General features: G+C 49.1%; 25 protein-coding genes, 1 pseudogene and 2 CRISPR repeat arrays (1 of these 28 only partly in view). Of the genes and pseudogenes, 11 read left to right on the top strand and 15 right to left on the bottom strand.

What is annotated here, in order from left to right; all coding sequences use genetic code 11:
• Positions 1–482: a CRISPR direct-repeat array (repeat unit 36 nt; unit sequence GTTTCCATTCAATTTAGTCCCCCATTAAAGAGGAAC) (it extends 1,484 nt beyond the left edge of the window).
• Between the two features lie 195 nt (positions 483–677).
• The 3 genes from cas2 to csx18 form a co-directional block, all read right to left on the bottom strand.
• Positions 678–956 carry a CRISPR-associated endonuclease Cas2 gene (gene cas2 / locus SPI9445_RS0105985; protein WP_026079564.1) on the bottom strand — a complete coding sequence of 93 codons (279 nt, stop codon included), beginning with the start codon at positions 954–956 and terminating at the stop codon, positions 678–680.
• Entirely contained in the window at positions 953–1,939 is a 987-nt protein-coding gene (cas1, locus tag SPI9445_RS0105980; RefSeq protein ID WP_017303827.1) for a CRISPR-associated endonuclease Cas1, read from the bottom strand. The genes cas2 and cas1 overlap by 4 nt, the downstream gene beginning before the upstream one ends.
• A gap of 268 nt (positions 1,940–2,207) precedes the next feature.
• Positions 2,208–2,489 (bottom strand): CRISPR-associated protein Csx18, encoded by a 282-nt coding sequence (csx18, locus tag SPI9445_RS0105970; protein WP_017303825.1) that lies wholly within the window; start codon positions 2,487–2,489, stop codon positions 2,208–2,210.
• A gap of 621 nt (positions 2,490–3,110) precedes the next feature.
• On the opposite strand from csx18, the gene SPI9445_RS0105955 reads away from it, so the two are divergent.
• Positions 3,111–4,319 carry a helix-turn-helix transcriptional regulator gene (locus SPI9445_RS0105955; RefSeq protein ID WP_033373974.1) on the top strand — a complete coding sequence of 403 codons (1,209 nt, stop codon included), beginning with the start codon at positions 3,111–3,113 and terminating at the stop codon, positions 4,317–4,319.
• Here the strand turns inward: SPI9445_RS0105955 and SPI9445_RS0105950 are convergent.
• Positions 4,283–5,707, bottom strand: a complete 1,425-nt coding sequence (locus SPI9445_RS0105950) for a protein adenylyltransferase SelO (RefSeq protein ID WP_017303821.1) — start codon at positions 5,705–5,707, stop codon at positions 4,283–4,285. The two genes, SPI9445_RS0105955 and SPI9445_RS0105950, sit on opposite strands and share 37 nt — an antisense overlap.
• A 48-nt stretch (positions 5,708–5,755) precedes the next feature.
• Here SPI9445_RS0105950 and SPI9445_RS0105945 point away from each other — a divergent pair, with 48 nt between their 5' ends.
• Complete coding sequence (locus SPI9445_RS0105945) at positions 5,756–6,010, top strand: CRR7 family NDH-1 assembly protein (protein WP_017303820.1); 255 nt, start codon at positions 5,756–5,758, stop codon at positions 6,008–6,010.
• 134 nt (positions 6,011–6,144) lie between these two features.
• Here SPI9445_RS0105945 and SPI9445_RS0105940 read toward each other — a convergent pair whose 3' ends face one another.
• Positions 6,145–6,570, bottom strand: a complete 426-nt coding sequence (locus SPI9445_RS0105940; RefSeq protein ID WP_164674473.1) for a hypothetical protein — start codon at positions 6,568–6,570, stop codon at positions 6,145–6,147.
• A gap of 528 nt (positions 6,571–7,098) precedes the next feature.
• Here SPI9445_RS0105940 and SPI9445_RS0105935 point away from each other — a divergent pair.
• Complete coding sequence (locus SPI9445_RS0105935; RefSeq protein WP_017303818.1) at positions 7,099–7,440, top strand: hypothetical protein; 342 nt, start codon at positions 7,099–7,101, stop codon at positions 7,438–7,440.
• Here the strand turns inward: SPI9445_RS0105935 and SPI9445_RS30350 are convergent.
• Positions 7,418–7,753 carry a hypothetical protein gene (locus tag SPI9445_RS30350; RefSeq protein WP_164674472.1) on the bottom strand — a complete coding sequence of 112 codons (336 nt, stop codon included), beginning with the start codon at positions 7,751–7,753 and terminating at the stop codon, positions 7,418–7,420. The two genes, SPI9445_RS0105935 and SPI9445_RS30350, sit on opposite strands and share 23 nt — an antisense overlap.
• 19 nt (positions 7,754–7,772) lie before the next feature.
• On the opposite strand from SPI9445_RS30350, the gene SPI9445_RS0105925 reads away from it, so the two are divergent.
• Positions 7,773–8,345: a 7-carboxy-7-deazaguanine synthase QueE gene (locus SPI9445_RS0105925; protein WP_017303816.1), complete on the top strand. Its 573-nt coding sequence runs from the start codon at positions 7,773–7,775 to the stop codon at positions 8,343–8,345.
• A gap of 8 nt (positions 8,346–8,353) precedes the next feature.
• Positions 8,354–8,740, top strand: a complete 387-nt coding sequence (queD, locus tag SPI9445_RS0105920; RefSeq protein ID WP_017303815.1) for a 6-carboxytetrahydropterin synthase QueD — start codon at positions 8,354–8,356, stop codon at positions 8,738–8,740.
• A 239-nt stretch (positions 8,741–8,979) separates the two neighbouring features.
• Here queD and SPI9445_RS24525 read toward each other — a convergent pair.
• Positions 8,980–9,387 (bottom strand): annotated as a pseudogene (locus tag SPI9445_RS24525) (Uma2 family endonuclease); the annotation flags it as partial.
• 250 nt (positions 9,388–9,637) lie between these two features.
• Here SPI9445_RS24525 and SPI9445_RS0105910 point away from each other — a divergent pair.
• Both SPI9445_RS0105910 and ilvC read left to right on the top strand, forming a co-directional pair.
• Positions 9,638–10,774 (top strand): GNAT family N-acetyltransferase, encoded by a 1,137-nt coding sequence (locus tag SPI9445_RS0105910; protein WP_033374252.1) that lies wholly within the window; start codon positions 9,638–9,640, stop codon positions 10,772–10,774.
• A gap of 158 nt (positions 10,775–10,932) precedes the next feature.
• The gene (ilvC, locus tag SPI9445_RS0105905) at positions 10,933–11,928 is read left to right on the top strand and encodes a ketol-acid reductoisomerase (RefSeq protein ID WP_026079560.1); all 996 of its coding nucleotides are present in this window, start codon (positions 10,933–10,935) and stop codon (positions 11,926–11,928) included.
• Positions 11,929–11,979: 51 nt separating this feature from the next.
• Here ilvC and SPI9445_RS24520 read toward each other — a convergent pair whose 3' ends face one another.
• Together SPI9445_RS24520 and SPI9445_RS0105895 are read right to left on the bottom strand one after the other, a co-directional pair.
• The gene (locus tag SPI9445_RS24520) at positions 11,980–12,519 is read right to left on the bottom strand and encodes a YdcF family protein (protein WP_100227129.1); all 540 of its coding nucleotides are present in this window, start codon (positions 12,517–12,519) and stop codon (positions 11,980–11,982) included.
• A 195-nt stretch (positions 12,520–12,714) separates the two neighbouring features.
• On the bottom strand, positions 12,715–12,879 hold the full coding sequence (locus tag SPI9445_RS0105895) for a Sec-independent protein translocase subunit TatA/TatB (RefSeq protein WP_017303810.1): 165 nt from the start codon (positions 12,877–12,879) through the stop codon (positions 12,715–12,717).
• Between the two features lie 106 nt (positions 12,880–12,985).
• Here SPI9445_RS0105895 and SPI9445_RS0105890 point away from each other — a divergent pair, with 106 nt between their 5' ends.
• Positions 12,986–13,732 carry a phycocyanobilin:ferredoxin oxidoreductase gene (locus SPI9445_RS0105890; protein WP_017303809.1) on the top strand — a complete coding sequence of 249 codons (747 nt, stop codon included), beginning with the start codon at positions 12,986–12,988 and terminating at the stop codon, positions 13,730–13,732.
• A gap of 5 nt (positions 13,733–13,737) precedes the next feature.
• Entirely contained in the window at positions 13,738–14,160 is a 423-nt protein-coding gene (locus SPI9445_RS0105885; RefSeq protein ID WP_017303808.1) for a secondary thiamine-phosphate synthase enzyme YjbQ, read from the top strand.
• Between the two features lie 262 nt (positions 14,161–14,422).
• Positions 14,423–16,341: direct repeats of the CRISPR family, unit length 37 nt; unit sequence CTTGAAATGCTGTATAATGCCTATTAGGTATTGAAAC.
• 213 nt (positions 16,342–16,554) lie between these two features.
• On the opposite strand, the gene proA is transcribed toward SPI9445_RS0105885, so the two are convergent.
• The 6 genes from proA to SPI9445_RS0105855 all read right to left on the bottom strand — a co-directional run bounded on the left by proA (position 16,555) and on the right by SPI9445_RS0105855 (position 20,785).
• Positions 16,555–17,832, bottom strand: coding sequence for a glutamate-5-semialdehyde dehydrogenase (gene proA / locus SPI9445_RS0105880; RefSeq protein WP_017303807.1), 1,278 nt, complete (start codon positions 17,830–17,832; stop codon positions 16,555–16,557).
• A gap of 104 nt (positions 17,833–17,936) precedes the next feature.
• Positions 17,937–18,995, bottom strand: a complete 1,059-nt coding sequence (aroF, locus tag SPI9445_RS0105875) for a 3-deoxy-7-phosphoheptulonate synthase (RefSeq protein ID WP_017303806.1) — start codon at positions 18,993–18,995, stop codon at positions 17,937–17,939.
• A gap of 104 nt (positions 18,996–19,099) precedes the next feature.
• Positions 19,100–19,600 (bottom strand): PAM68 family protein, encoded by a 501-nt coding sequence (locus tag SPI9445_RS0105870; protein ID WP_017303805.1) that lies wholly within the window; start codon positions 19,598–19,600, stop codon positions 19,100–19,102.
• A gap of 20 nt (positions 19,601–19,620) precedes the next feature.
• On the bottom strand, positions 19,621–19,890 hold the full coding sequence (rpsO, locus tag SPI9445_RS0105865; RefSeq protein WP_017303804.1) for a 30S ribosomal protein S15: 270 nt from the start codon (positions 19,888–19,890) through the stop codon (positions 19,621–19,623).
• A gap of 105 nt (positions 19,891–19,995) precedes the next feature.
• Positions 19,996–20,508, bottom strand: coding sequence for a Tic20 family protein (locus tag SPI9445_RS0105860; protein ID WP_017303803.1), 513 nt, complete (start codon positions 20,506–20,508; stop codon positions 19,996–19,998).
• 46 nt (positions 20,509–20,554) lie between these two features.
• Entirely contained in the window at positions 20,555–20,785 is a 231-nt protein-coding gene (locus tag SPI9445_RS0105855) for a hypothetical protein (RefSeq protein WP_017303802.1), read from the bottom strand.
• Between the two features lie 288 nt (positions 20,786–21,073).
• Here SPI9445_RS0105855 and SPI9445_RS0105850 point away from each other — a divergent pair, with 288 nt between their 5' ends.
• Both SPI9445_RS0105850 and SPI9445_RS0105845 read left to right on the top strand, forming a co-directional pair.
• The gene (locus SPI9445_RS0105850) at positions 21,074–22,834 is read left to right on the top strand and encodes a beta-barrel domain-containing protein (protein WP_017303801.1); all 1,761 of its coding nucleotides are present in this window, start codon (positions 21,074–21,076) and stop codon (positions 22,832–22,834) included.
• A gap of 177 nt (positions 22,835–23,011) precedes the next feature.
• Positions 23,012–26,620 (top strand): DUF4347 domain-containing protein, encoded by a 3,609-nt coding sequence (locus tag SPI9445_RS0105845; protein WP_017303800.1) that lies wholly within the window; start codon positions 23,012–23,014, stop codon positions 26,618–26,620.
• The last annotated feature ends 3 nt before the right edge of the window (positions 26,621–26,623 follow it).

Below are 26,623 nucleotides of genomic sequence, written 5' to 3'. Positions count from 1 at the left end.
TCCATTCAATTTAGTCCCCCATTAAAGAGGAACTAAAGGGTTAAGTTAAAATCCTGCCAAATCCATTGATTTTGTTTCCATTCAATTTAGTCCCCCATTAAAGAGGAACTCAACCAAATCCTGTTTTCCTGCTTTGTTTGCTTTTTCGTTTCCATTCAATTTAGTCCCCCATTAAAGAGGAACCATACAAGGCCGTCGGTCCTTCCTTGCAAACGTCTTCCGTTTCCATTCAATTTAGTCCCCCATTAAAGAGGAACTATAAAGGAACCTTCTCGAACTTCAGCGGGGGTGACAACAGTTTCCATTCAATTTAGTCCCCCATTAAAGAGGAACTTCACCACCCTGGCCAAACTCTTATACGCAACCTCTCAGTTTCCATTCAATTTAGTCCCCCATTAAAGAGGAACCGCAATCACTTCGCCCCAGGCTTCTGTCATCCAGTCAAAGTTTCCATTCAATTTAGTCCCCCATTAAAGAGGAACCCCCCCCATTTTAACCCCTTGCCCTGCCTGATGTCTAGACCCCATTTGCGAACACTAGCAAAAATTGACAAAACTTTAGGGAAATTTCCTCCGAAAAAATGGCTGAAACCCTTGCCCTGTGGACTATCGAACAGTCCGACGAAAGAATGCGGGTTTGAGGCACTTTGCCCGACTGTTCGATAAACCCCCCCATCCTCAAACAATGACCGAACTCGGCAAACCTGTAACAGGCGGTTCCCCCCACACCTCCACCTGTCCCAAAGTGTGCTGCGAGAGCGGATAAAAACGGATGCTATCCTCTCCCTCACAGTAGTGACGACGTAACCGATTCCGTAACTCCTCATAACGACGACTATCTAACACACACTCAAACACAGAATACTGAACACGCTGGCCGTAACCCTCCAACAAGTCCGCCACCTTCTTACGGCGTTTATCCACCGGGATATCATAGGCGATGACATACAACATCAGCGAATCAGATAAGGGGAATATCCCCCACTGGGGTTATACACAAAAGCTTTAAACCCCTTGACCTGCTCCATTAGAGTCTCCCAGCGCAGCTTAGACTCGGCTCCAATCTGAACTTGTTCCTCCATTCGTTGGACAAACCCCTGTAAATACTTCTTCCGGCCTAGCTCATTTAAAAAACACCCCCCATTGCGATAGTCAAAATGTTCTAACTTCAACACTCGACCATTCACCAACTCCAACACCAACGAATCCACCAAAGGGGCGCGAAACTCCTCAATTAAATCACTGGCAAGGGCAGCATGACGTTCACTGCTGCTGTGTAAACAGGCCTGATAGGGGTCAAGGCCCTGTACCTCAATCAGGGCTAAAAGATGATTCCACAAGACCTGATAACCAAAACTGAGCAAGGCATTCACCGGATTACCCGGAGGCCGACGGGAACGAGCGGTAAAGACAAAATCCGGATTGCGGAGACAGTCCCCCAAGGCGGCAAAATAACTCGCCGCCCCCGCTCCTTCAAAGCCTAATAATCGGTCTTGGGAGTCAGCCTGTTTTACTTGTTGTTGCAAATAATCGAGACTTTCAATGGCTAAAGTCAGGCAGGGGGAAGGATGACGGCGTTTTTGCCGCATTAACAGGGTGCGACTGTTGTTTAACTTGGCTAGGACAATATTTTGGGCAACACCGAGACGCTCCCCAAGGCTTAGTTCTTGTTGATAGCGAGTGAGGGCGCGATATCCCCGCTCAATGGCGATAATGCGGCCGTAACAGTAACCCATGCGGGAGAGGTAGACAATGGGGATATTGCGCCATAAACAAGCGCGGATGGCTTGGGTGGTGACTTGGGATTTGCCGAAAATGAGGACTTGCTCTAGGTGGGGGAGTTGAACCTGTGTGAGGATTTCGTTATGGCGTTTCACCAGCAATTGTTCTTGCTGGAGGGCGATATAACAACCTTGTTGGGAGACGTAGAGGGAGGACATGATTAGGGAATGGGGAATAGGGAATGGGGAATGGGGAGTGGTGGGTTGGATTCTGACGCTGAACCCTCGGACGAAACCGGGTTGGGTTTATCTGGTGGTAGTCCCTCCAAACTCTGTTAAAAACCCGGTTTCTGAAGTTCACCCTCACCCTCGTTACTTGGCTGGAGCTAAGTAACGCCATCTTGGAGGCTCTGCCTCCATTCCAAGGGGCAAAGCCGCACAATGCCTGTGTAACTTGTCGTTGTTCAGGTAAACCCCGGCATTGTTCCTAATAACGCCGGATGTCGTGAACATCCTCCCGGTGGTGGGGGTTGAGGGGGGCGCTGGAACCTCGGGGTAAGGGGGAGGGGGGAACGGTACCGCTTAACCAAGCGACGACCAAATCTCCGCCCATACAAACCAGAAGGGTGGAGAGGGTGATGAGGACGGTGTTGGTGATGACGGCGGCTAATCCGAGGGGGGCAATGAGCAGGAGGGCGAGGGTGATGGCTCCGTTGGCGGCGGCGGCGACGGTACTCCGGACAAGGGCGGCTCTGGTGGAGATGTACATGAGGCTAATTCCTTGATAGCTCTATTCGTTTTACTCTAGCTGAGGGGATGGGGGTTTGTCTCGATTTTGCCGCTATTTTGCGATTAATTAAGAAATGGCTAAAAAGCTTGATGGGTAAGGGGTAAAGGGGGTTTAATGGGGGAGTTTAAAGTAGTGGCTTTTTGCTGGAGTGGGAAATATTATCCCCCCTAACCCCCCTTTGGAAGGGGGGGAAATACTATCCCCCCTAACCCCCCTTTGGAAGGGGGGGAAATATTATCCCCCCTAACCCCCCTTTGGAAGGGGGGGAAATATTATCCCCCCTAACCCCCCTTTGGAAGGGGGGGGAATATTATCCCCCCTAACCCCCCCTTGGAAGGGGGGGGAAATATTATCCCCCCTAACCCCCCTTTGGAAGGGGGGGAAATATTATCCCCCCTAACCCCCCTTTGGAAGGGGGGGAAATATGAGAGAGTAGTCCATTAGTGCCTACTCCCTACTCCCTATTCCCTACTCCCTACTCCCTATTCCCTGTTCCCTGTTCCCCGTTCCCTATTCCCTACTCCCTACCCCCTACTCCCTACTCCCTACTCCCTACTCCCTACTCCCTGTTCCCTGTTCCCCGTTCCCTATTCCCCAACTATGCCCCGCCCTTCTCAATCTCATCCTTATAGCGATCGCAAATCCTTTGAGCGCCTTATGGTGTTAATTGTCACCTTAATCCGTGTTCCGGGGGTGGGTTGCCCCCAGCCCCTCGCGACTCGCACCGGAGCCCAAGGACAACACAATGCGCTGGCTGAGTTACAAACCCAAATGCAACGGGTGGCACGGGAACATGGCTATGATTGGTCCGAGCGCTACCCGGCCTTGGGAACCTTGCGGAAGGATTTGGAACGCTTGCGAGACTACGGCATTTTAGAGCCGCGAATGTATCGCTGGGGCTACTATTTGGGAACTGGGGTGATGACGGTGCGGGAACTGCAAGCGGCGCTCAATAGTTTGGAGTCCCAAGGTAAGTATCAGGGAGATCCGCAAATTCGCCGGATGTATGAACAGATTTTACAACGACTGCGGGGGTTTCCTTTTCCCGCTCAAGGGAGCAAAAATCAACCCTATCCCGTGCGGCAAAATATCAACCGGGCGATTAATTACACGGACCCCGATGAAATGTACAAAAAACAACAGTATCGGGACACCCTCTTTCATTGTGTGCCGTTGTTGGAGGAGGTGATTCTGGAAGGGCTCCCGGTGGAAATTTCTCGCTCGGTGGATTGGTATGGGGAGAAGGCGTTAGGGACGGATTTGGTCTGGCCCCTTCAGTTAATGTATCGGGATACGGCCTGGTATTTGCTCTATGAACGCTGTGCCAATAATCAGTTAGTGGTGGGGCGGATGAATCGCTATGGGGATTATTGCCGGGTGTTGATTCCCAAAGGCCGGGGGATTGATGCCCAGTGGTTGAGTTTAGAACAGGCTTATTGTTTGTTGGAGCGGGGTTGGGGGTTGAAGTTGGGGAGTCTGGAGGAACAACAGGCGGAGTTACAGGGGAAGGGGGAGGAGGTGGAGGTGGCTGTGCGCTTTTTTCCCCCCATTAGTGAGTTTATACAGGAGGGGGAATTACGCCACCCCCGCCAGACGCTGCAACGGGGGCGAGGGAAGGGACAGGACTATTTAGATTATGGGGTGGTGTTACCAAGGCGATCGCTCGATGAGTTTAGTATTTGGGTTCAACGCTACGCTGATAAGGTTCAGGTGCTGACACCACCGGAGTTAGTGGAGAAACATCGACAGATGGCTTTACGGTTGTTGGAGCATTATCCTTTAGCCCAGAGGGTTTCTAATAGCCCATAAAAGGGCTCCCAGTTGTCATCTTGGGCGATCGCCTCCCAAACCTCCTCAATCACTGGACGGAGGAGGGCGGTTTTAGGATTGCGATCGCCTAATCTCCCCTTCACCCCCATCATTTCCCCCTCCGGCAACTCATTCAACGCCTGATAATACAACTTACGCCAACCATCCCAGCCCTCCACCGGAAAAGAAGAACGCCCAAACACCTTTAACCAATCCTCTCGCCAGCGCAGGCCAAACTGTTGGGCCAACTCCGCAAAAAAGCCATGATAGCCAATCTCCGTTTCCCCCAACCGTTGCAGGGTCAAACTCACCAACTCCCGCCCCATCTCCTCGGGAAGCATTCCCTCCTCAAACCCCAACTTACCCAACATCAACCGACGATAGGCGGCAAAATACACCCCATCAAACTCCCCTAAAGCCGCCTCCAACTCCTCCCGACTCACCACCAACTTAAGGGGAACCTGCAACTTTTCCAGATTCAAGTGACAAATCCCCGGTTGATTGCCATAACAATAGCGTCGCCCATAGTCAAAATAGGCCGCCGTAAAATAGGGGTCATAACTAGGAATAAACCCATAGGGGCCATAATCAAAACTTTCCCCCGTCATGGACATATTATCCGTATTCAACACCCCATGACAGAACCCCGCCGCCATCCACTGCGCCACCAACTCCGCCGTCCGTCGCACCAAAGCCCCATAACAGAGCGCGTAACGATCTTGAGGGGATTTATCCCCCGGAATCTCGGGATAATAGACCGCGATTAAATGATCCAACAGCCGCCCCATTAAATCCGGTCGTTGTAAAAAATGCAGCCGTTCAAAGGTGCCAAAGCGCAAATGAGAGCGGCTAAAACGCACCATCACCGAAGACCGAGTAGGAGAAGGTTCATCCCCTCGCCAGAGCGCCTCCCCCGTCTCAATCAAGCTCAAACAGCGCGACGTTTTCACCCCCAACTGATGCAGCGCTTCCGCCGCCAACACCTCCCGCACCCCGCCCTTTAAGGTTAACCGTCCGTCCGCATTGCGAGAATAGGGCGTTCTCCCGGAGCCCTTCGTTCCGAAATCATATAACTCCCCATCCACCCCTCGCACCTGTCCATAGAGAAAACCCCGACCATCGCCCAAATAGGGGTTATACTCCCCAAACTGATATCCGTGATAGCGCAAGGCCAAAAAAGGACGCGCCCCCATAAACAGCCCAAAGGCCTCAATAAAATCATCATCCCCCACCCCTTGGGGACTTAAGCCCAAAATCGGTAAAAGTTGGTCATTGCGGAAGCGCAGACGGTGTTCAGGAAAATCCGCCGCCGTCACCACATCATAATAATCCTCACCCAGTTGTTCTAAAGCGGGTTCATAGTTGAGAGAGAGAAAAGCGTTAGACATAAGTTAAAGTGGTGGAAAACGAGACAAAATAAGGGGAAAAACCCAAAAATGGCGAATTCTATTATGTACCAAGAGGATGGTTATGTGGTGCTTGAACCCGACCAGCCGGAACAATTCCTCTGTGAGGCCGAACTATTAGCCAAACTGCAAACCCTGCTCGAACAACAAACCGACCTCCCCCCCTACCTCAAAAAATTCCCCTCCCCCCAAGCCCAAGCCCGCCATCTCCTTGAAACCGCTTGCGAGTGGGACATTGCACCGGGGCAATATCTTCAATGGTATGTAGTGCGCTTAGAAAAGTGAGAGAGAAGCCGTTGGTTCGTTCAGAGACAGGAAACCCCCCATTATAAAGATTATAACGGGGGATTGCCCATTGAATGGGGAGCTAAAGGGGATAGTTCTGAGTTGTTAAGATTGCGCTATCATCCACCCTAGAATTACTGATTAATGTTTAATGTATAGTTCGCACGTTTTCCTTCTAAATCTCCTACCCGGATTAAATAAGTCCCTGAAGGCCAGAGTCCGGTAATCTCGGCAATTTTGTTTTGACGGGCCTGCACACAAAAACGACCATCGGGACCGTCAATGAGCAAAGTAGGTCTTCCTTGATCTGTTTCCACCCCGATGGTCATGGAATCAATGGAATTGTCTAAACGGATGGTATGATTGGGGGTTCTGGAAACAAAACCACAGTCGGCGGTTTTGATGTCGCCCCCGGAACGACCTGATAATAGGGTTTGATAGGTTGAATTTGGTGCGATCGCAATGGGATCCGCTTTCACACTCATAGCACCCCCTAGATATAACCCAGTCGTCACCGTGGTAGACAACACAAGACGAGTCCAAGTTTTTCGTGACATCATTCACTTGCTCCTAAATGAGATGGCAATGATGAATTTGAGTAAACATCGATTCTAGACTAATCGATTTTTGACAAACTCTCCTGTTGACAAAACAGGGCAGTTTGGGCTTAAACGCTGAAACCCGGGAGAAACTGGCGTAACCTAAGAGAAACTCCCAGAAAATCTACTGATTTTTACCCTACCCTAGGGTTTCTGTCATAACCGCTTCGATATTCTAGCATGGTCAAATCAATCCGATCACAGGTCCCTGTTTTTTCCTGAAAATCGGCTATATTTCGCCGGAATTGACCATTATTGATCGCGAAATTGATCTCTACCCTTTAATGATCTCACATTGATTTAAAAAGTTCCTCGTTATTACGGCCGAACTTTTGCGCGATCCCGAAGAAAAATCCGGTATTTTTCCAATCCCTGCGCTAGAATTGCTAAAATGTGTTGCTACTTGATGCCGATGGGATCCGGCAAAACACAGGATATTACCTTTGATCTCCTAGCACTAGGGCTTCTCACCTTTACCGAATTTGGCTTATGACTTTTCAAGATGATCCAAACCTAAAGCGCAGACTCCAAGAACTTGAAACAGAAGTTCAGCCTCCGTCCCAATCTACTCCTTTCGGTACAGAATCTGAGTCGTCATTTAATGCTCAGGCGGGCTTAAAGGAACTAAAACCCGTTTTTGAACGGTTTAAGCTATGGTTTAATGACCTTCCTCCGGCGGGAAAAATTTTAGGATTAGTGATTATTGGGGGGATTGTTTTATCGCTACTCAATACGGTTTTAAAATTGGTTAGTTCTCTGATTGCTCTGGCAGTTCTCGCTGGGGTGGTTTTCCTGTTCTATAAGGTGTTTATTGCCCCAAAAACGGAATAACTGGGCTAGGGAACGGGGAACAGGGGAGAGGGGGAGCCGGGGAGAATTGATAATTATTCCCTCTTACCTCTTCCCCGACTCCCGACTCCCGACTCCCGACTCCCGACTCCCGACTCCCTATTCCCCATTCCCCATTCCCGACTCCCGACTCCCGACTCCCTATTCCCCATTCCCCATTCCCGACTCCCGACTCCCGACTCCCGACTCCCGACTCCCGATTCCCGATTCCCGATTCCCCGTTCCCCGTTCCCCGTTCCCTTACAGTAATGACTGTTGAAATTTCCTCACTCTCTCCCAATGTTCTCACGTCCATCACCTACCCGGTGGTGGAGATGTTCCATTCCGTTCAAGGGGAGGGGACTTGGGCGGGGACTAATGCCTTTTTTATTCGTTTGGGGGGGTGTGATGTGGGCTGTTCTTGGTGTGATACGAAAGAGTCCTGGCCGATGAATCATCACCCCCAAGAGTCCCTAAAAAGGCTTCTAGAGGCGGCAAAGGGGGTTAATCCTTCTATGGTGGTAATTACGGGGGGGGAACCGTTACTCCATGATCTCCATCCCCTCACTGAGGCGCTGCACGGTGCGGGATTGTGCCTCCATCTGGAAACGTCGGGCGCTCATCCCTTTAGTGGTTGTTTTGATTGGGTGACGTTTTCTCCGAAACGGTTTAAACCGCCCCATGAGAGTATTTATAAACGGGTGGATGAGTTAAAGGTGGTGGTGTGCGATCGCGCAGATTTAGAATGGGCGGAGTTGCAAGGGGAGAAGGTGGGGGAATTTGCCACGAAATACCTCCAACCGGAATGGAATTCCCCCAGTAGTCAAAAGTTAGTGTTTGATTATGTACTAGCCCATCCCGACTGGCGGATTAGTCTACAAACTCATAAGTTTTTAGGAGTTCTTTAAGGTTTTTCATGTCCAACGGTCAGCAGTGGATTATTTATAAAGAATTTCGCTTTGAAGCCGCCCATCGTTTGCCCTACCATGACGGGAAGTGTCGCCGTCTCCATGGTCATAGTTGGGTGGGACGAGTGTATGTAAAAGGCGATCGCCTGATTCGAGAGGGGGCAAAACAAGGCATGATTCAGGATTTTGGGGATCTCAAGGCCTATCTCAAGCCCCTCCTTGAGGAATTTTTAGATCATCACTACCTCAACGAGACAACGGGATTAGAGAGTCCCACCAGTGAGGCGATCGCACAATGGGTTTATGAACGGCTCGAAGCCGCAGGTTTACAAGGTTTACACGCCGTAGAAATTCACGAAACCTGTACCTCAGCAGCCCGCTTCAGTAAAGCGTAAATAGATTTCATACTGCCAATGGGTGCGTTTTCGCCGAAATATCTCAACCCTTTGATGTTTGCTATTCACCACCACATAGGGTCTGCTGAATAACACGCCTATGCTAGGCTCAACAAGGGAACAGGGAACTCTTAACAGGGAACAGATCATCTAAAACTGGCACGATTGCCTATTCCCGACTCCCGACTCCCGACTCCCGACTCCCGATTCCCCAACTCTCGGACTTATTCAGCAAGCCCCACATATTCCTCCAGACTCGCTAAAGTTTGATAATCATTAAACTTATCCCCTCGGTCGAATCCTTCCGTACTCTCAGATAAAACCTCAATAATCAGCTTCGGAAACGATTTATAGGTTGCCGTCTCCCGATCTCGTTCATCACAAGTTACGAATAAATCGGGATAATAAAAACAATGTTTTGCCTCAATTTTCGCTTTAATATCCGCGAAATAAACCCGGCAATCTGTTCCTCTCAAATGGTTACGGATAAGAGTTGCTAGATTGAGCGCAATCGTGTTATGGCGATCTGTTGTCCCAGCCATTGCATAGACCTCTCTATCCCGATACTCATGTTTAATGGGGCTGTTTTCCTCAAAAGCGAGGTACTCTTCTATTGTTAGTTTACGGGTTTCGCTTAAGGCCATCATGGCTTAACAGTTAAGGGAGGGATTCGAGACAGTCGGCTGATAGCAGTTTCCCCATCACCCTAGAAAAATTTGAGAGGGAGGGGATATTTCTAGTTTATCATCTAAGTTAAGGGGATGGATCGAATTGCTTTTTGTCTATAGCCATCCTAATTTATGTTCTAAGATTTTTGGAAAATTACCCCATATCGTCGAGGGAATTCGTGAATCCCCCCCAGCAGAACGTATTCATTTATCCAAAACAGGAGAAGAAATGGAGATTAAACCAATCTCAACGGAAGCAGAACTTGAACAGTTTATTCAACTCCCAAGACATATTTATAAAAACGATCCGAACTGGGTACAACCGTTACAAAGTAGTGTAAAAAAATCTCTAAGTCCTGACAATCCTTTTTGTAAATATGGCAAATTTCAAGGCTTTTTAGCTTGGCAAAATGAACAGGTTGTAGGGCGTATTGTAGCCGCCGTGAATCAGAGTTTAATTGAGCGAGAAGGTCAGTCTGTAGGGTTGTTTGGCTTTTTTGAGGTCATCGAGGATTTAGCCGTAGCAGAGGCTTTATTAGAAGCGGCTTGTCAGTGGTTAAAAGAACAGGGGATGACGGTAGCGCGAGGGCCGATTGATTTATCAACCCATAATAATTGTTTGATGTTAACGGAAGGGTTTGATAGTCCTCCTATGGTGATGATGCCTTATAATCCGCCCTATTATCCCCAGTTTATGGATCAGCTGGGATGGCAGAAGGCGAAGGATGCCTATGCTTATAATTTCACCCGAGAGATGGCACTAGATCCTAAGTTTGAAAAAGGCTATCGGATTGCTTGTCAATCGGGGATTACGTTTCGCCCGATGCGGACAAAAGGGGAGGGGTTTGAGGAGGATTGTCGCAATTTATATCAACTTTTTACAACAGCTTTTGAGCGGAATTGGAGTTCTAGCGCCAGAAGTGAGGAGGAGTTTTTAGCGGAGGCACAGGATTTAAAAGAAGTGGTCGATCCGGATATTTTTCCGATTGCGGAGGATAATGGAAAAATGATCGGGTTTTTGATGGCATTACCGGATTTAAATATTGCCTTTAAACGGGTCAATGGCAAGTTAAATATTTGCGGGATTCTTAAGTTTTTATGGTATCGTCGGCAAATTAATCAGGTGCGTATTTTGGTGATTTGTTCTTTGCCGGAATATCGTCGGAAGATGGTGTCGTTGGGGTTAATTCATTGGGTTATACAAAAGGGAAAAGGGAGTCGAAAAGGCTATCAACGGGCTGAGTTGTCTTATGTTTGGGAGGATAATTTTCCCTCTCGCCGTTTAATTGAGGCGGCTGGGGCTAAGATTTGTAAGCGCTATCGAATTTATGAGAAGAAGTTAGAGCAAGTGGGGGGTAATTCATAATCGCCTGAACAAGTTAAAGTTGTGTGCATTTTGTCAAGTCCCAGATATAGCGTCCCACAAAATGCTAATTAGTACACCGCAGCGTTTTGAACTGCTAACTGTGATACAATGTTATGTTTGCACGCCCCTCGTGGTTATAGGAAAGGAGATACGTTTTTATGGCGCGAATGTACTATGATGAAGATGCTAAGTTAGACCTCTTGAATGGTAAAACGGTTGCCATTATTGGTTATGGCTCTCAAGGTCATGCCCATGCTTTAAATTTAAAGGATAGTGGTGTAAATGTCGTCGTGGGACTGTATCCGGGGAGTAAGTCTACTCAAAAAGCCCAGGATGCGGGCTTAAAGGTTTTGTCTGTGGCGGATGCGGCGAAGGAAGCGGACTTAATTATGATTCTGTTGCCGGATGAGGTGCAGAAGACGGTTTACACTGAAGAAATTAAACCTCATTTGACGGCTGGGAAGGCTTTAGCGTTTGCCCACGGGTTTAATATTCATTTTGGGCAAGTGGTTCCTCCGGCTGAGGTGGATGTGGTAATGATTGCCCCCAAGGGACCAGGACATTTAGTCCGACGCACTTATGAACAAGGGGAGGGGGTGCCTTGTTTGTTTGCGGTTTATCAGGATGCGACGGGACAGGCTCGCGATCGCGCCATGGCCTATGCTAAAGGTATCGGTGGGACTCGTGCCGGGATTTTAGAGACTTCTTTCCGGGAAGAAACGGAAACGGATTTATTTGGGGAGCAAGTGGTTCTCTGTGGGGGGCTTTCTGCCCTGATTAAGGCGGGTTTTGAAACGCTAGTCGCGGCAGGTTATCAACCGGAGTTAGCTTATTTTGAGTGTCTCCATGAAGTGAAACTGATTGTGGATTTAATCGTTGAAGGCGGTTTAGCGACGATGCGGGATAGCATTTCTAATACGGCTGAATATGGCGACTATACTCGCGGCCCCCGTATTGTCACCGATGCAACTCGGGCGGAAATGCGCAAGATTTTACAGGAAATTCAGTCGGGTCAATTTGCTCGGGATTTTGTCTTGGAAAATCAAGCAGGTAAACCGGGCTTTACCGCAATGCGTCGTCAAGAAGCGGAACACCCCATTGAGGAAGTGGGTAAGGATTTACGCGCTATGTTTAGCTGGTTGAAAAAGGTCTAAGGTTCTAGGTTAGTCTTAGATTTGTTAGCAAAGGAGGGGATAGGGAACGGCCTAAACCCTCCTTTCCCTTTGTTCCAAGTCCCCGGGTGAGGTGAACAAGAGTGTGCGGTTGAGATTGGCCCCGGTGCGTCCGGTGAGTATCCAAAGGACTCCCCGCAGGCCATCCCGTAGGATGTGGACGGGGGATTCTGGGGGGGTGCGGGTGGGGACGGAGACGGGGGTGATAATGACTCCGTGACTGCCGAGGACGAGGGCTGCAATGAGTTTTGCTCGTCTCATGTGAAAGTCGGAGGTGATGAGATAAAGATGTTGAATGTCCTGTTGTTTGAGGTCGTGAACAAGGGAGGTGAAATTGGTTACGGTATCTACCGCCCGTTGGTCGTAGTGTAGGCGGGATTCGGGGATGCCGAGGTCGTGAAAGTATTGCTGGGAGAGGTCTTGGGGGAGGCCGCCCGAGGATATCCAGATGTCTAAGTCGGGACGGGAGAGGGCAAAGTGGGCGGTAAAGAATTCTCGGTCAAAGTCTCCCCCGAGGGTGAGGATGGCTTGAGGTTGGGGGGCTTGATAGGTGGCGATCGCAATTCTCACCATCAGATACCCCCCTAAACCGACTCCAGCCAATCCTAGCCCCCCAAGAATCTGAAGGCAAAGCGTCGGAAAATGTACCCGATGGGCTGAATTTATCGCGGGTCGAAGTACGCTCAACGTCTCTCACTCCTTTTTTCTGCTATCCCGATACCTTTGTGACTTGTAATCCAAGGGACAGAGAAGCTCACCCTATTAACCCTAGAGTTCCTCGTCCTCTTCTTTGGGGGGATTGTTGAGTTCTTCTCGGAATCCCCGGAGGGTTTTTCCGAGGGCTGCCCCCATTTCGGGGATTTTTTTGGGTCCAAAAATCAACAATCCCGCGATCGCAATCACCACCACTTCCGGCCAACCTAAACCAAACATTCTCGCTCCTCCCGAAACAAATCAACATGACAAGGGGGCGATCTCAGTATATCGTTGATCTAGACCCACTATAGACCTGCCCCCTATTCACACTCTCCACCACATTATGACATCTTCCACCGTCCCCCCCTCCAGCCTCCGTGATGATCTCCACCCCCTCATCCGTCAACTGGCTGATGTCATCCTCACCACTTGGGAAACAGAGCTTCAACTGTCGCCCTATCAACTGCCAGAAGGATTAGGCTATGTAGAGGGGAAACTCGAAGGGGAACGGTTACGCATTGAAAACCGATGTCACCAAACCCCCCAATTCCGCAAACTCCACCTAGAACTAGCTAAAGTGGGCAACAATCTAGACATCCTCCACTGTGTCATGTTCCCCCGCCTAGATTTCAGCTTACCCATGTTTGGCAGTGATATTGTAGGCGGACGAGGGCAAATCAGCGCCGCCATTGTTGACCTCTCCCCCACCCTCCCCCATCGTCAACTCCCCGACTCCTACCAAAAAGGTCTAGAAGCCCTACCCTCTCCCCAATTTAGCCAACCTCGGGAACTCCCCCCTTGGGGTGAGATATTCTCAGACTTTTGTCTGTTTGTACGTCCAACCGACGAAAAGGAACAACAGCAATTTATCCAGTCTGTGCAGGACTTCCTCAGCCTCCACTGCCGCCAAGCCATCCAAGCGGAACCCCTCAGCCCCCAAGCCCGTCAACTGAACTGGCAAGGGCAAAATCACTATTGCACTCAACAGCGTTTAAACGATAAAACCCGACGAGTGTTAGAAAAGGCCTTTGGGAACGCTTGGGCCCAAACCTATATGACTGAAGTCTTGTTTGATTTGCCTACTCCCTAGTGATTATGTCTACTCTCAGCCAACAAATTCTTAAAGTGCATACCCAAGGGAAGAGTTTCCACGATATCACCGCTCAAGTGCAGTCGGTAGTGGCTCAATCGGGGATTGAGACGGGACTTTGTACCTTGTTTGTTCGTCACACTTCAGCCAGTCTAGTGATTCAGGAAAACGCGGATCCTGACGTTTTGCGGGACTTAAGCCACTTTTTCGCCAAATTAGTCCCCGAAGATGGCAAAAGCTACATTCACGACGCAGAAGGCCCCGATGATATGCCCGCTCATATTCGTTCTGCTCTCACTCGCACCTCGGAACAGATTCCCGTCGCTCACGGGCGTTTAGTTTTGGGAACGTGGCAGGGGGTTTATTTGTGGGAACATCGCCAACGCCCCCATCAGCGCCAAGTGGTGATTCATGTCCAGGGGGCGTGATTGGGTGAGCAGGAATGGTTTCTCTGGGGGTTTTTTGCGCGACGGGGTAGGTGTTTTTTTTCGAGGAACGCTGAGGCGGGCTGAACCCCAAGGTGGCTCTGGTTTTGGGGGCTGTCGAGGTTTGGAGGGTGTCGCGCACCTTACAGGGCAAGGGTTTCAGCCGTTTCTTGTCTTTTCCCGGAGGCTGTGTTATAGTTTTCTTGTGGGTGTCGCGCAAGTGAAGCGGGAAAACAAGGTGAGGTAACGCTTTCAGACCGCCGCTCTTGAAATGCTGTATAATGCCTATTAGGTATTGAAACTCGCTAAATAATCTTTAATAGATCCTGCTAAATCATCTTGAAATGCTGTATAATGCCTATTAGGTATTGAAACTTGATGGCGATCGCCCAAGCAGCAAATCTCCCTCTTGAAATGCTGTATAATGCCTATTAGGTATTGAAACAGGAACTCATTCACCGAGGGTACACCCGTTCGCTCCTTGAAATGCTGTATAATGCCTATTAGGTATTGAAACATCCGTAACAACGTCACAGCCCACATAAGATGCTTGAAATGCTGTATAATGCCTATTAGGTATTGAAACATTTACCCTTACCGGGCAGACCGTAGATCGCAGACTTGAAATGCTGTATAATGCCTATTAGGTATTGAAACGGCAGATGGTTGAAGATATCACCGAAACTTTCCACCTTGAAATGCTGTATAATGCCTATTAGGTATTGAAACAAAGGCGTAGAATCCATAGTCAAAATGCAGGAAATCTTGAAATGCTGTATAATGCCTATTAGGTATTGAAACCTATCATAGCACACTGCTGACACTATGCCCAAATCTTGAAATGCTGTATAATGCCTATTAGGTATTGAAACAAAGTGATGCCAACGCCCCCAGCCTTGATCGTACCGATGAAGCTTGAAATGCTGTATAATGCCTATTAGGTATTGAAACAAGAGAGATGGTATGATAGGGGAAATAGGAGGAACTATGCTTGAAATGCTGTATAATGCCTATTAGGTATTGAAACGCGCTCAAGGGGGCGCAGTCTGCCCGCCCATCCTCCTTGAAATGCTGTATAATGCCTATTAGGTATTGAAACTACTGGCAAACCACTGATTTATCTCCTCTTCTAACTCCTTGAAATGCTGTATAATGCCTATTAGGTATTGAAACCTGGTACTGGTGGGTCTATTTTGCTTTCCTCGACCTTGAAATGCTGTATAATGCCTATTAGGTATTGAAACTTCTCCTAACGACGCGTTCGTACATTTGGCTTCCCTTGAAATGCTGTATAATGCCTATTAGGTATTGAAACCTCAAAAACATCCTCAAACCTCACGGAAAAACGACTTGAAATGCTGTATAATGCCTATTAGGTATTGAAACGCCATTGTACGATGAGCGGTGCTAGCGTCAAGACCACTTGAAATGCTGTATAATGCCTATTAGGTATTGAAACCCCTTAAAAAGCGTTAATGCTAACGCTCTACCTGCTACTACTTCTTGAAATGCTGTATAATGCCTATTAGGTATTGAAACACACCCGAAGACCGAAACGCAGGGGCAGCAAGGCTTGAAATGCTGTATAATGCCTATTAGGTATTGAAACAAGACCCCGGAATCTGTCGTCCTGCCGGGCCGCCCCCTTGAAATGCTGTATAATGCCTATTAGGTATTGAAACTTTGAAACCGCTTCTAAGTTCTGGAAACCTTCATCTAAACTTGAAATGCTGTATAATGCCTATTAGGTATTGAAACTCAGCCCAATTCCCTGCCCTACTTATCCGACTTGAAATGCTGTATAATGCCTATTAGGTATTGAAACCCATTTCTCGCTTTCATAAGCGGCTTTGATGCTCTTGAAATGCTGTATAATGCCTATTAGGTATTGAAACGGAATAAGACCCGACGACCAACACGGTGCTAAACCTTGAAATGCTGTATAATGCCTATTAGGTATTGAAACTAGATTTTTGTTGAGCATTGGGACGGACAATCTCTAATCTTGAAATGCTGTATAATGCCTATTAGGTATTGAAACTTCTGATCTTCAGATCCGCTTACTTAACTATTTGTCTTGAAATGCTGTATAATGCCTATTAGGTATTGAAACAGAAAAATTAGGATAAAACACAAAAGAATAGAAACTTGAAATGCTGTATAATGCCTATTAGGTATTGAAACATTAGGCGTTGAAATTAAATAGGGTCTGCTGAATATCCCTCTAAGCAGTGTTACTAGGACTTTTAGCCGTTTATACCAAATTAAATAGACTTGAGGGCAAAAACCTGAATTTCCCCTGTTCCCTGTTCCCCGTTCCCTGTTCCCTAGCCCCACGAGTAGAGTTATATTGCTACGCAACGCTTCGCGAACAGCAAGCCCTAAATAAATTTCTGATTATTCTGCAATATCCCGATGGGTAAAAGGTTTAGCCTCTTTCCCTGAATAAGTTGCGGCAATATGACCTTGCCCAATCAACTTATATTTATAAGTCACTAATCCCTCTAATCCCACAGGGCCACGGGGGGGCATTTGTTGGGTGCTGATGCCCACTTCTGCCCCGAATCCGTAGCGGAAACCATCCGCGAAACGGGTAGAACAGTTATGATAGACTCCGGCCGCATCGACAAGATTTAAGAAGAGTTGCGCCGTTTCTGGGTTAGTGGTGGCGATCGCATCCGTATGTTTAGATCCGTAAGTGTTAATATGCCCAATCGCTTCCTCTACCGATTCCACCACCTTAACCGACAAAATCAAATCACTATACTCCGTTCGCCAATCCTCCTCCGTAGCCGCTTCCACAGGGATAATCGCTTGAGTCTTCCCATCCCCCAACAATTTAACCCCCTTCTCCTGTAGCGCTTGAGCAACTAGGGGTAAAAATTGGGCTGCAACTCCCTGATGTACCAACAAAGTTTCAATGGCATTACAAGCGGCCGGATATTGAGTTTTCCCATCCACCGCTAAACTCACCCCTTGGGCAAAATCCACCGCTTCGTCAACATACAGATGACAAATCCCATCCGCGTGGCCTAATACCGGAATCCGGGTATTGTCCTGAACATAGCGCACAAACGCATTAGACCCTCGGGGAATAATCAAATCCACATAGTCATCCCACCCCAACAGCGTGCGAATTTCCTCCCGCGTCGTGAGCAACTGCACCGCGTCGGGACTCACCGCCGTTCCCGCTAAAGCCCGGTGAATCACTTCCACCAAAATCTGACAAGAGCGAATCGCTTCCTTCCCCCCCTTCAAAATCACTCCATTGCCCGATTTTATCGCCAAGCTAGTGATTTGAATGAGGGCTTCGGGTCTGGCCTCAAAAATGATCCCTAACACCCCTAACGGGCAAGTAACCCGCCGCAGAATTAACCCGTCGTCTAGCTCCCGATGAATCTGTACCGTCCCCACCGGATCCGGTAACTTGATCACATCTCGCACCCCGGCGATCGCACTTTGTAACTTACTCTCCCCCAACTTCAACCGGGCAAACAAAGCCGAGGAAATCCCCTCCGCTTCAGCGACCCGGCAATCCTCCTCATTCGCCGCTACAATCTCGGGAGTCGCCCCGTCCAACGCTTGGGCGATAGACTCCAGAGCCTGATTTTTCTCCTCACTAGACAAAACCGCTAAATTTTGAGCCGCTTGGCGTGTTTTTCGAGCAATTTCCATGGGAATAGGGAACAGGGAACAGGGAACAGGGGAGCAGGGGAGCAGGGGGGCTAGGGGGGCTATTATTCCCCCCTTCCAAAGGGGGGCTAGGGGGGATACACCACCTAAACCAAAGCCACTTGAGGTTCAGGCCAGCGTTCAACCGCCCGGCCAATCACCGCCAACTCCTTCACCAAGGCATCAAAGCGATCCGGGGTGAGAGATTGAGGCCCATCCGATAAAGCCTTAGCCGGATTGGGGTGAACTTCAATCATCAACGAATCCGTTCCGGCTGCGATCGCCGCCTTCGCCATAGCCGGAACATATTCCCAGCGCCCCGTGCCGTGACTCGGGTCAATCATAATCGGCAAATGGGTTAAAGTCCGCAACACCGGAATCACCGCTAAATCCAACGTATTCCGAGCATAGGAACGGTCAAATGTGCGAACACCCCGCTCACATAAAATCACATTGGGATTCCCGGCCGCTAAAATATACTCCGCCGCCATCAACCATTCATCAATCGTTGCAGACATCCCCCGTTTCAGTAAAACAGGCTTATCCTGCGCCCCCACCTTTTTCAACAGCGAGAAGTTCTGCATATTGCGCGCCCCAATTTGCACCACATCCGCCACATCCGCCACCTTCTCCAGATCGGCTGTATCCATCACTTCCGTAATAATCCCCAAGCCCGACGCTTCCCGCGCTGCCGCCAACAACTCCAGCGCGCTTTCCCCGTGACCTTGGAACGCATAGGGAGAAGTCCGAGGCTTATAAGCCCCACCCCGTAAGAATTTCGCCCCAGCCGCCCCCACACGACGAGCGGTTTCCACAATCATTTCCTCGTTTTCCACCGAACAAGGCCCCGCCACAATAGAAATCGGGAACTGTTCACCAATGATCACATCCCCGTTGGGCGTAGGAATCACCACCTGACTGGACTCCCCATGACGGAACTCACGACTCGCCCGCTTATAAGGCCGTTCTACCCGTAAAACCGTTTCAATCCAAGGGCTAATTTCTTGAATATTCTGCTCATCTAAATCCGCCGTTTCTCCCACCAAACCGATGACAACCTTATGTTGCCCCACAATTTTCTCAGGGCTAAGTCCCCAAGTCGTGAACTCTTCCGTTAAACGAGTAATCTCCTCTTCGGGGGAGCCCACTTTCATTACAACAATCATGTTCTATTCCTTATATTTAGATGACAAACTTTCAAAACCGGAGGGCATTGTTCCGCCCCAGATGCCCGATATCAGACATTTTAGGGGGAACATTCCCTAAATTCTTAATCGCTTTCTGTTTTTTTAAGCGCTTGGCGAGAACTACGCCACGCCCGAATCGTGCGCCCTAAATTCACGCGAAATTCTCGAAATCCAATTAAAGTCCCCGCTTGTTCTTCATCCCAAGACGCGGAAAAAATCCCATAACTTAATCCCAGCACCCCTAAACCAAATAACCCGAAACTCACCAAGAGAATCAGGGGATTCGGGACTTGTAGATCCGTTTGGGTTTTAATCCAATAAAAAATAAATAAGCTCGATAGGGCTAATATCGTGGGACTGCCCGAAAATAAAGCCATCCTGCGGATCATCCTGCGACTCACTTGTTCAGGAATGGCCGATAAATCCGCCTCCTCCCGTGAGTTTTTCCGGGGAGGAGGGGAGGAATTGTTTAACGCAGGTTGGGAAGGAGCCCGACTGGAGGACGCAGCCGGATTTTTTTTAGGTTTCTTCCCCTTAGAACGTGGTTCAAAGGGAAGCGGGTTGCGTTCAGATTCAGCAGGCATAAGATAATGTTTTGTGCGGTTTACCGACGAATGCCTAAGCGACCGATCAGCGTCTGATAATGCTCATAGTCTTGCTTTTGGATGTAAGCTAAGAGGCGTTTACGGCGACCGATCAGTTTCAATAATCCCCGACGGGAGGAATGGTCTTTTTTGTTGATTTTCAGGTGTTCCGTCAGTTGGTTGATCCGTTTGGTCAACATGGCAACCTGCACATCTGAGGATCCGGTGTCTGTCTCGTGGACTTGGTACTCGGAGATGATTTCCTGCTTTAACGCTTGGGTCAAGCTCATTGTGATCTTCTTGCTCTCTTAAACACAGCAATCTCTGATTTTACCACATGGGATGAGCAATGGGACAGATCACTGTTCCCCGATCCGTGGGGAATTGATCATTAATCACCGAACTTGGTTATATACCGCTTCAGAAATGGCGGGGATTTCGGCATAACGTCCCCGTAAACACTGGACAATGGCATAGATTGAGGATCCGGTGGCGGCGAGATAGATTAAGGTGACTAATATCTGCATAAACAGGGAGTTACTACCACCTAAAGGAGAAAGGGCTTGTTGGGTCATGCCGAAAAACTCTAAGACAATTTGTAAAAGGAACGCCGCTAGGGAAATCATAATCGCCTGTAGGGTATTAAACCGGATAAAGTGGGCGACTTTGTAGTTTTGGACGACGAGCAGAAACAGGGCAAAAAAGACAATCAGAGGACCGATGGCAAAACCCCCTAAACTGAAGAAATAAATGGGGGCGATTAAGAATAAGGGGAAAAAAACTAACGTTAAGGGAGGGACAAGGGAAAAGACTAATCCCCCCAGTTGTAAGACTTGCAACATGGGGATTAGATAGGGTAAACAGGCTAAAACTCTTTGCTGTAAGGTGGTGGAACTCCGCCAGGTCATGATTTTGTGTTCTCCGAGGACAGATTAACCAGAAGCACGGGGGCTTCTAATCAATGTTAGCGACTCGAAAGCCCATCTGGCAGACGTAGGACTCTAAACAACTGGTTTGAGAGCAGGGAGCAATACTGGCTCGGGTGCTGGGTGTAGGATAGGTGGCGGCACAACAGCCTAATTTCCCGTTCCGCCAACGCGGTAAACCTTGACGATTGGCGAGTAAACATCCACTACAGATGTTTTGGGGGGAAAGTATCTGGTCATCGGTCAAAATTACTAACATTTTGCCCTCCCCTTATTTCTGAATCTGATTTTTCCTCTCTTTCCTTAATCTTAAGTTAATTTTTTGAAAGTCTGGTTAGCTTTGCTACAGAGCTTAACTTTTTTCTGGAGGGGGAAGTCGCGGAAATTCGTAAATTCCCCCGAGACTAGGGGGAAGTAAAGATCACTTCCAGAGTTCCGTGTTAAGATTTGGGGCAGGCCACCCAACCCATCGAAGCAAGGTAAGGACAACTGAAAAGGGGTAAGGGGTTGGGGTGAATTTTGGAATTGAGCGAAGGATGCGGACACCATGAATGGGAATAATGGCAATCGGAACGGGCAACGGATTCGCTACCCGATGCAGGCCGTCTCAACCAAGAACAGCAGGAGTAGTGCTGTGCAAACGCAACCGAAAAATGGTTCTGCGTTGGCTCCGGTGAGTCGGGATAAAAAGGCATCTGGGCTAGACCGTCGTTTTGATCAGGCGGTGATTCTCCGACAACCTCGCACCTGGTCGCGGGCGATTGTTTGGACGATTATTAGTGTGGTGTCCTTTGGGGTGGGATGGGCTTGTTTAGCGGAAATTGAACAAGTGGTTCAGGCGACGGGACAGTTGAAGCCACAGGACACGGTGAAGGAAGTGCAAGCCCCCTTAGATGGGGTGGTGGAAACGGTTTATGTCCGAGAGGGGGATTTTGTGCGGCCGGGGGATTTGTTGATGCGTTTTGAGTCGAATACGTCTCGGGCAGATTTGGAGGCGACCAAAGCGATTAAGGAAGCACTGGAGAAGGAAAACCAACTCTATCGGCAGTTGATTGAGTCGGGGAGTCGGGAGGATTTGTTAAAGGCGATCGCGGCTTTGGATTTACCGCCCGCTATGGTAGGGCTGACGCGCAATCGGGACGAATTACTAGCCGAAAATCGCTACTATCAAGCCCAACTGACGGGCAATGTGAGCCAACTTTCTCCCCAAGAGCGCGATCGCCTGCAAGTCTCCCAAATTGAAGCCCGTTCCCGTGAAAATGCCGCTCGTTTAGAAGTTCAGCAAATTCAACGACAATTACAGCAAAATCAAGTACAAATTGCCGATGCGCGCAACAATTTAATCACTCAGCAAAATCTCTTACAAGATATTCGCCAACGCGCTCAAAGTTCCCTACAACAAGCTCAAGAAAGTTTAGCCTTAGAGGAGCGATTACTCGCTGAAATGGCCCCACTCGGTCAAGAAGGTGCGATCGCCCGTTTCCAAATTGAACAACAACGCCAGACCGTCAATGATCGTCGTTCTGAGGTCTTAAGAATCCAAAATGACAGCCGCATTGAACAACGGGAACAACTGCAACGCATTGAGACAAACCGCGCCGACATTAGCCGTTTAACGGAAGAAAATCGCCGTCTTCAATTAGCCATTGAACAAGGGGGGCAACAGTTTACAAATACCGCCGCCATCACCCAGAAAGACATTCAAGAAGCTATGGCTAGAAATAACCAACGAATCGCAGAAATTGATAGTCAATTAACCCAAGCGGTTTTAAATGTGGTGGTCAATAATGAGAAACGGATTAAGGAACTAGAAAGCCAACTGGTCAGAAGCGCTCAAGCCCTAGAATACAAAGAACTACGCGCCACGGTGGCCGGGACGGTTTTTGATCTTAAAGCCTATCGTAGTTTTGTGGTTAACCCGACTCAAACCTTGCTCTCTATTGTGCCTCAAGATAATTTAGTTGGAGAAGTTTTTATTACTAATCAAGATATTGGCTTTGTACAAGCCGGAATGAATACTGATGTCCGTATTGATACCTTTCCCTTTAGTGAATTTGGCGACATTAAAGGCACCGTGAAATCATTAGGTTCAGATGCTTTAGCTCCCGATGAAGTGTATAATTTCTATCGCTTCCCTGCCACAATTGCCTTAGAGGATCAAGTCCTACGCAGTCAAGGTAGAGACATCCCCCTACAATCAGGGATGTCAATTAGTGTCAATGTAAAAGTGCGTGAAAATCGCAAGGTGATTAGTTTATTTATTGAACTGTTTACCAATCAGATTGAAAGCTTGAAGCAAGTTCGTTAATCTTGATGCTTTAATGGAGAAAGTCTAAGACATTTCGCGCCGGACTAAAATTATCATCAACCCTCAAGTAAAATTTTTACCTTCTCTTAGAGGAAAACTGGGATTCTCAAGTTATGCTAGTGACAGCGATTTGGGAATCATGGATTTAACCACGTCTTATTGATGGAGTGACGGATCATGAAAACGATTGAGTGCATAAACCAAAACCGTCCGACTAACCTTGTCCCACTGAATGATCACCAACATGATCACCAACTCCCCAATGGTTCACTGGGTCAGGATATGTTGGTTGTGATTGACCCCGGAGTAGCCGATTCATCCCGGCTGGTGTCAGGGGTGTGGGGGGGAGCGTCGGTTTTGGTTCTCGATTTAACTCAAGATGCGATCGCCCAGATTCGCGATTATCTCCAACAAAACCCCCGGATTCACAGTCTCCACCTGATCACCCACGGCGCACCCGGGCGGTTATATTTAGGCAATACATTAATCACCTCAGAAAATCTGGTTGATTATCGCTCACAACTGCAAGAATGGCGGGGTTTCTGCTCAGAAATTCTCTTATATGGTTGTCAAATCGCTCGGGACGCACAAGGGCGGGCATTTGTCAAGGAACTCAGCGAAATTGTGGGTTGTGCGATCGCCGCCTCCTTCGATCTCACCGGAAACACCCAACTCCAAGGCACTTGGAACCTAGGCTATCACACCGGAGCCATCACCTCACCCCTCGCCCTGACCCCAGAAACCCAAGCGACTTATCCGGGTGTATTAATCTCAACAGTCTCCCAACTGATCGCCGCCATTGAAGCCGCCAACAACACCCCAGGAACCGTTGACACCCTGAATCTTGCCCCCAACACCACCTTTAACTTTACCACCCCCTACCCCAACCCCCAAGTTCCTTTCATCAACTACGGAGCCACCGCCCTCCCGGTGATCACCTCCCCCATCATTATCAACGGGAACGGATCCACCCTCCAACGAGATCCCGGTTCAGAGGAGCTATTCCGTATTTTCCTCGTAGGGGGTCCCGGAAGCCTTCTGACCAACAACATCGGCGACCTCACCCTAAATAATCTGACCGTAAGAGGAGGAGTTGTTCCCAACGACGGCGGCGGGATTCACAACGTCGGGGGGAATATTACCCTCAATGGTGTCACCGTCACCAACAACACCGCCGGAGACGACGGGGGAGGCCTAACTAACGTTGGGACAGGCAACCGTCAAGCCGTCGCCGTCATTAATAACAGCACCATCACCAACAACACCGCCACCGCCTCACCCATTGCGGGGAGTGTAGATATTACCGATGGGGGCGGCGGGATTGATAACGACGGCAACAAAGAAAACGGCGCATTAGGTGCCGTGATGACCATTACCAACAGTACCATCACCGGAAACGTCAGTGGTGCGGGATCTGGAGGGGGGATTCGTAATGTCAATGGTGGGCAACTGACGATTGACGGGAACACCGTCATTGCGAATAACACCGCCGCCCGAGGAGCAGGTATTGCCAACGTCACAGAAGGGCGCGCCCCTGACGATTCCGGGACAACGGTGATTCTCGGTCCTGATGTAGAGATTAGTGGGAACACCAACTCCACCACCGGGCAACCCAGTAACGTAGAAACCACCCCCAACGCCATCACCATTGAGCCAACCAATAACCCCATCATCCGCCTCACTCAAGAAGGTGTGACCGGAGCCATTAGTGATGGTGGCACCGCCAATTTAGGCATTTTCCCCGTGGGTAGACCCGCCCAAGCCACCACCTTCACCATTGCCAATACTGGGGAACAAGACCTCACCTTCTCCAACTTCATCACCAACAACGCCCAGTTAACCCTCACCCCTCCCGCCCAGACCACCCTAGCTCCCGGTCAAACCACCACCTTCACGATTACCCCCAACACCAACACCGTTGGGTCAGGAACAATAGACCTGCAATTTAACTCCAACGCCAGCAATATTAGTGATGATGGGGTGTTTAACCTCAATGTCGCCAGAACGGTGAATCGGGGTTTAGTAGTTTCCCAACTCGACGCAACAGGTCAGGTGGTACAAACCATTGCCGATGGCACAACCACCCCCCCCATTGACCTAGGCACCGTTTTAATTAACGGCACCCCCCAACCCACCACCTTCCGCATTGAAAACACCAGTGGTCAAACCCAAACCCTAGGCAATCCCACCCTTTCCAATGTCACGGGAATTTCTTTAGATGGGGCCGGATTCCAAAATAATTTAGCCGCCGGGGCAGCAACCACCTTTAGAGTGAGTTTAAATACAGCGGTTGAGGGGACCTTTAACAGTGAAGTTCGTTTTACCACCGATACAGACCCCACCATTAGCCAACCCTTTAACTTTGCGGTGCGTGGGGTAGTGCAACAACCGCCGCAAATTGTGGTCAGTCAACTGGATGCCAATAACAACGTCCTGCGGCAAATCACCGACGGCACCACCTTACCCATTGATTTAGGCTTATTCCCAGTCGGGACTCCTAGCGCGACGACAACCTTCCGCATTGAAAACCGAGGCCAGGGGAATCTGCTGTTAGGGGATTTGGTGGCAACGAATCCAGCCTTTGTTTTGGATACCGCTAGTTACAACCGAACCATTGCACCCAATAGTTCAACCACCTTCGGGGTGTCCGTGAATACAGCAACGCCCAATGTCTTCGATGGGGCGATTCAGTTCACCACCAATGATCCTACAGTGTCAGGCCCCTTTGATTTCGCCGTGCGGAGTACGGTGCAAGCCGTTGATCCCGGGCCTCAACCCCCCCAACCGCCCCAACCCCCTGTTCCTCCTGGACCCCAACCCCCTCAACCTCCGACTCCTATTTTGGGGACACTTTCTTTCAATGCAACCGGGCGCTTCTTCGCCTTTGGAGAACGGGCAGGGAATGGTTTGTCGGTGTCCCTGACAGGGGGGAACATCAACGGTTTTGCGGCGGTGGGGATTACCCGTTTTAATGCCACAGGTCAGGTTACAGGTTCAACGCCTCTGTTCTCCTTCTTACCCCAAGCTTTTTATCCCAATGGCTTTATGGTTAATAAGCAAGGGTTCTTGTTGGGGGGTTTGGAAGCTGGGGAACGGTTTGCCTTTAATATCCAGTTTGAAGATGGTCGAACCATTGCCTTTGATAGTCCTCAGTTACAAGTCCGGGAAACCTCGCCCAATCGTTTCGCCCTGACAGTAACGGATTCTGCGGGAGTGGTGAGGAATTTGGGCTTAACGGTGGAACAGTTAAATGTGCCGCCTGTTGCTCGCTTAGGATTGGGTCAAAATCTCCAACGGGATGGTCTGGAGTTGATTGATTTGCGCAATGTATCTGGGCCGGTGACAGCTAACTTTACGGTGTTCCGTGAGGCGGCGTTTAATAATACGGTGACACTGTACCGCATTGATAATGAACAGGGGGCGGTTAATGGCCTTCTGCCGGGTCAAGCCGGATATGTGCAGGCTGTGTTACAGAATCGCGTCGGAGTAGATTTGAGAATTGAAAATGAAGGGATTGGACGGACGAATGCGGTGTTAGGCGGTGGTGCGTTGTATGCTCCGGTGATCTTTGTCAATAGCACGCCAGATAATTTCTTGAGTCTCAATCCTGATAATGCGGTGGGTTTAGATGCTCAGGCTTACTTTATCTATGGTGCGGCCAATTCAGACGGGGTGGATCACATCAAGTTATTGGGCGGCAATGTGTTCGGGTTTGAGGATCTGCCCTTTGGTGGCGATCGCGATTTCAACGATTTGATTGTTCGCGCTGAATTAAGTCTTGCTTGAGCC

Source organism: Spirulina subsalsa PCC 9445, assembly GCF_000314005.1.
GTDB lineage: Bacteria > Cyanobacteriota > Cyanobacteriia > Cyanobacteriales > Spirulinaceae > Spirulina_A > Spirulina_A subsalsa.
Note: the sequence above shows the minus strand (reverse complement) of the source record. Positions and strands in the feature narration are given on the sequence as shown.

Bases quoted from the DNA above. Each gene is read 5' to 3' on its own strand.
- csx18 (WP_017303825.1), bottom strand. From the start codon at position 2,489: ATGTACATCTCCACCAGAGCCGCCCTTGTCCGGAGTACCGTCGCCGCC.
- SPI9445_RS0105885 (WP_017303808.1), top strand. From the start codon at position 13,738: ATGTCTACTCTCAGCCAACAAATTCTTAAAGTGCATACCCAAGGGAAG.
- SPI9445_RS24520 (WP_100227129.1), bottom strand. From the start codon at position 12,519: ATGGTGAGAATTGCGATCGCCACCTATCAAGCCCCCCAACCTCAAGCC.
- SPI9445_RS0105910 (WP_033374252.1), top strand. From the start codon at position 9,638: ATGGAGATTAAACCAATCTCAACGGAAGCAGAACTTGAACAGTTTATT.
- SPI9445_RS0105925 (WP_017303816.1), top strand. From the start codon at position 7,773: ATGTTCCATTCCGTTCAAGGGGAGGGGACTTGGGCGGGGACTAATGCC.
- SPI9445_RS30350 (WP_164674472.1), bottom strand. From the start codon at position 7,753: ATGGACGTGAGAACATTGGGAGAGAGTGAGGAAATTTCAACAGTCATT.
- SPI9445_RS0105935 (WP_017303818.1), top strand. From the start codon at position 7,099: ATGACTTTTCAAGATGATCCAAACCTAAAGCGCAGACTCCAAGAACTT.
- cas1 (WP_017303827.1), bottom strand. From the start codon at position 1,939: ATGTCCTCCCTCTACGTCTCCCAACAAGGTTGTTATATCGCCCTCCAG.
- queD (WP_017303815.1), top strand. From the start codon at position 8,354: ATGTCCAACGGTCAGCAGTGGATTATTTATAAAGAATTTCGCTTTGAA.
- SPI9445_RS0105940 (WP_164674473.1), bottom strand. From the start codon at position 6,570: ATGATGTCACGAAAAACTTGGACTCGTCTTGTGTTGTCTACCACGGTG.
- ilvC (WP_026079560.1), top strand. From the start codon at position 10,933: ATGGCGCGAATGTACTATGATGAAGATGCTAAGTTAGACCTCTTGAAT.
- SPI9445_RS0105950 (WP_017303821.1), bottom strand. From the start codon at position 5,707: ATGTCTAACGCTTTTCTCTCTCTCAACTATGAACCCGCTTTAGAACAA.
- proA (WP_017303807.1), bottom strand. From the start codon at position 17,832: ATGGAAATTGCTCGAAAAACACGCCAAGCGGCTCAAAATTTAGCGGTT.
- SPI9445_RS0105845 (WP_017303800.1), top strand. From the start codon at position 23,012: ATGAAAACGATTGAGTGCATAAACCAAAACCGTCCGACTAACCTTGTC.
- SPI9445_RS0105945 (WP_017303820.1), top strand. From the start codon at position 5,756: ATGGCGAATTCTATTATGTACCAAGAGGATGGTTATGTGGTGCTTGAA.
- SPI9445_RS0105855 (WP_017303802.1), bottom strand. From the start codon at position 20,785: ATGTTAGTAATTTTGACCGATGACCAGATACTTTCCCCCCAAAACATC.
- SPI9445_RS0105850 (WP_017303801.1), top strand. From the start codon at position 21,074: ATGAATGGGAATAATGGCAATCGGAACGGGCAACGGATTCGCTACCCG.
- SPI9445_RS0105895 (WP_017303810.1), bottom strand. From the start codon at position 12,879: ATGTTTGGTTTAGGTTGGCCGGAAGTGGTGGTGATTGCGATCGCGGGA.
- SPI9445_RS0105955 (WP_033373974.1), top strand. From the start codon at position 3,111: ATGCCCCGCCCTTCTCAATCTCATCCTTATAGCGATCGCAAATCCTTT.
- aroF (WP_017303806.1), bottom strand. From the start codon at position 18,995: ATGATTGTTGTAATGAAAGTGGGCTCCCCCGAAGAGGAGATTACTCGT.
- rpsO (WP_017303804.1), bottom strand. From the start codon at position 19,890: ATGAGCTTGACCCAAGCGTTAAAGCAGGAAATCATCTCCGAGTACCAA.
- SPI9445_RS0105860 (WP_017303803.1), bottom strand. From the start codon at position 20,508: ATGACCTGGCGGAGTTCCACCACCTTACAGCAAAGAGTTTTAGCCTGT.
- SPI9445_RS0105890 (WP_017303809.1), top strand. From the start codon at position 12,986: ATGACATCTTCCACCGTCCCCCCCTCCAGCCTCCGTGATGATCTCCAC.
- SPI9445_RS0105870 (WP_017303805.1), bottom strand. From the start codon at position 19,600: ATGCCTGCTGAATCTGAACGCAACCCGCTTCCCTTTGAACCACGTTCT.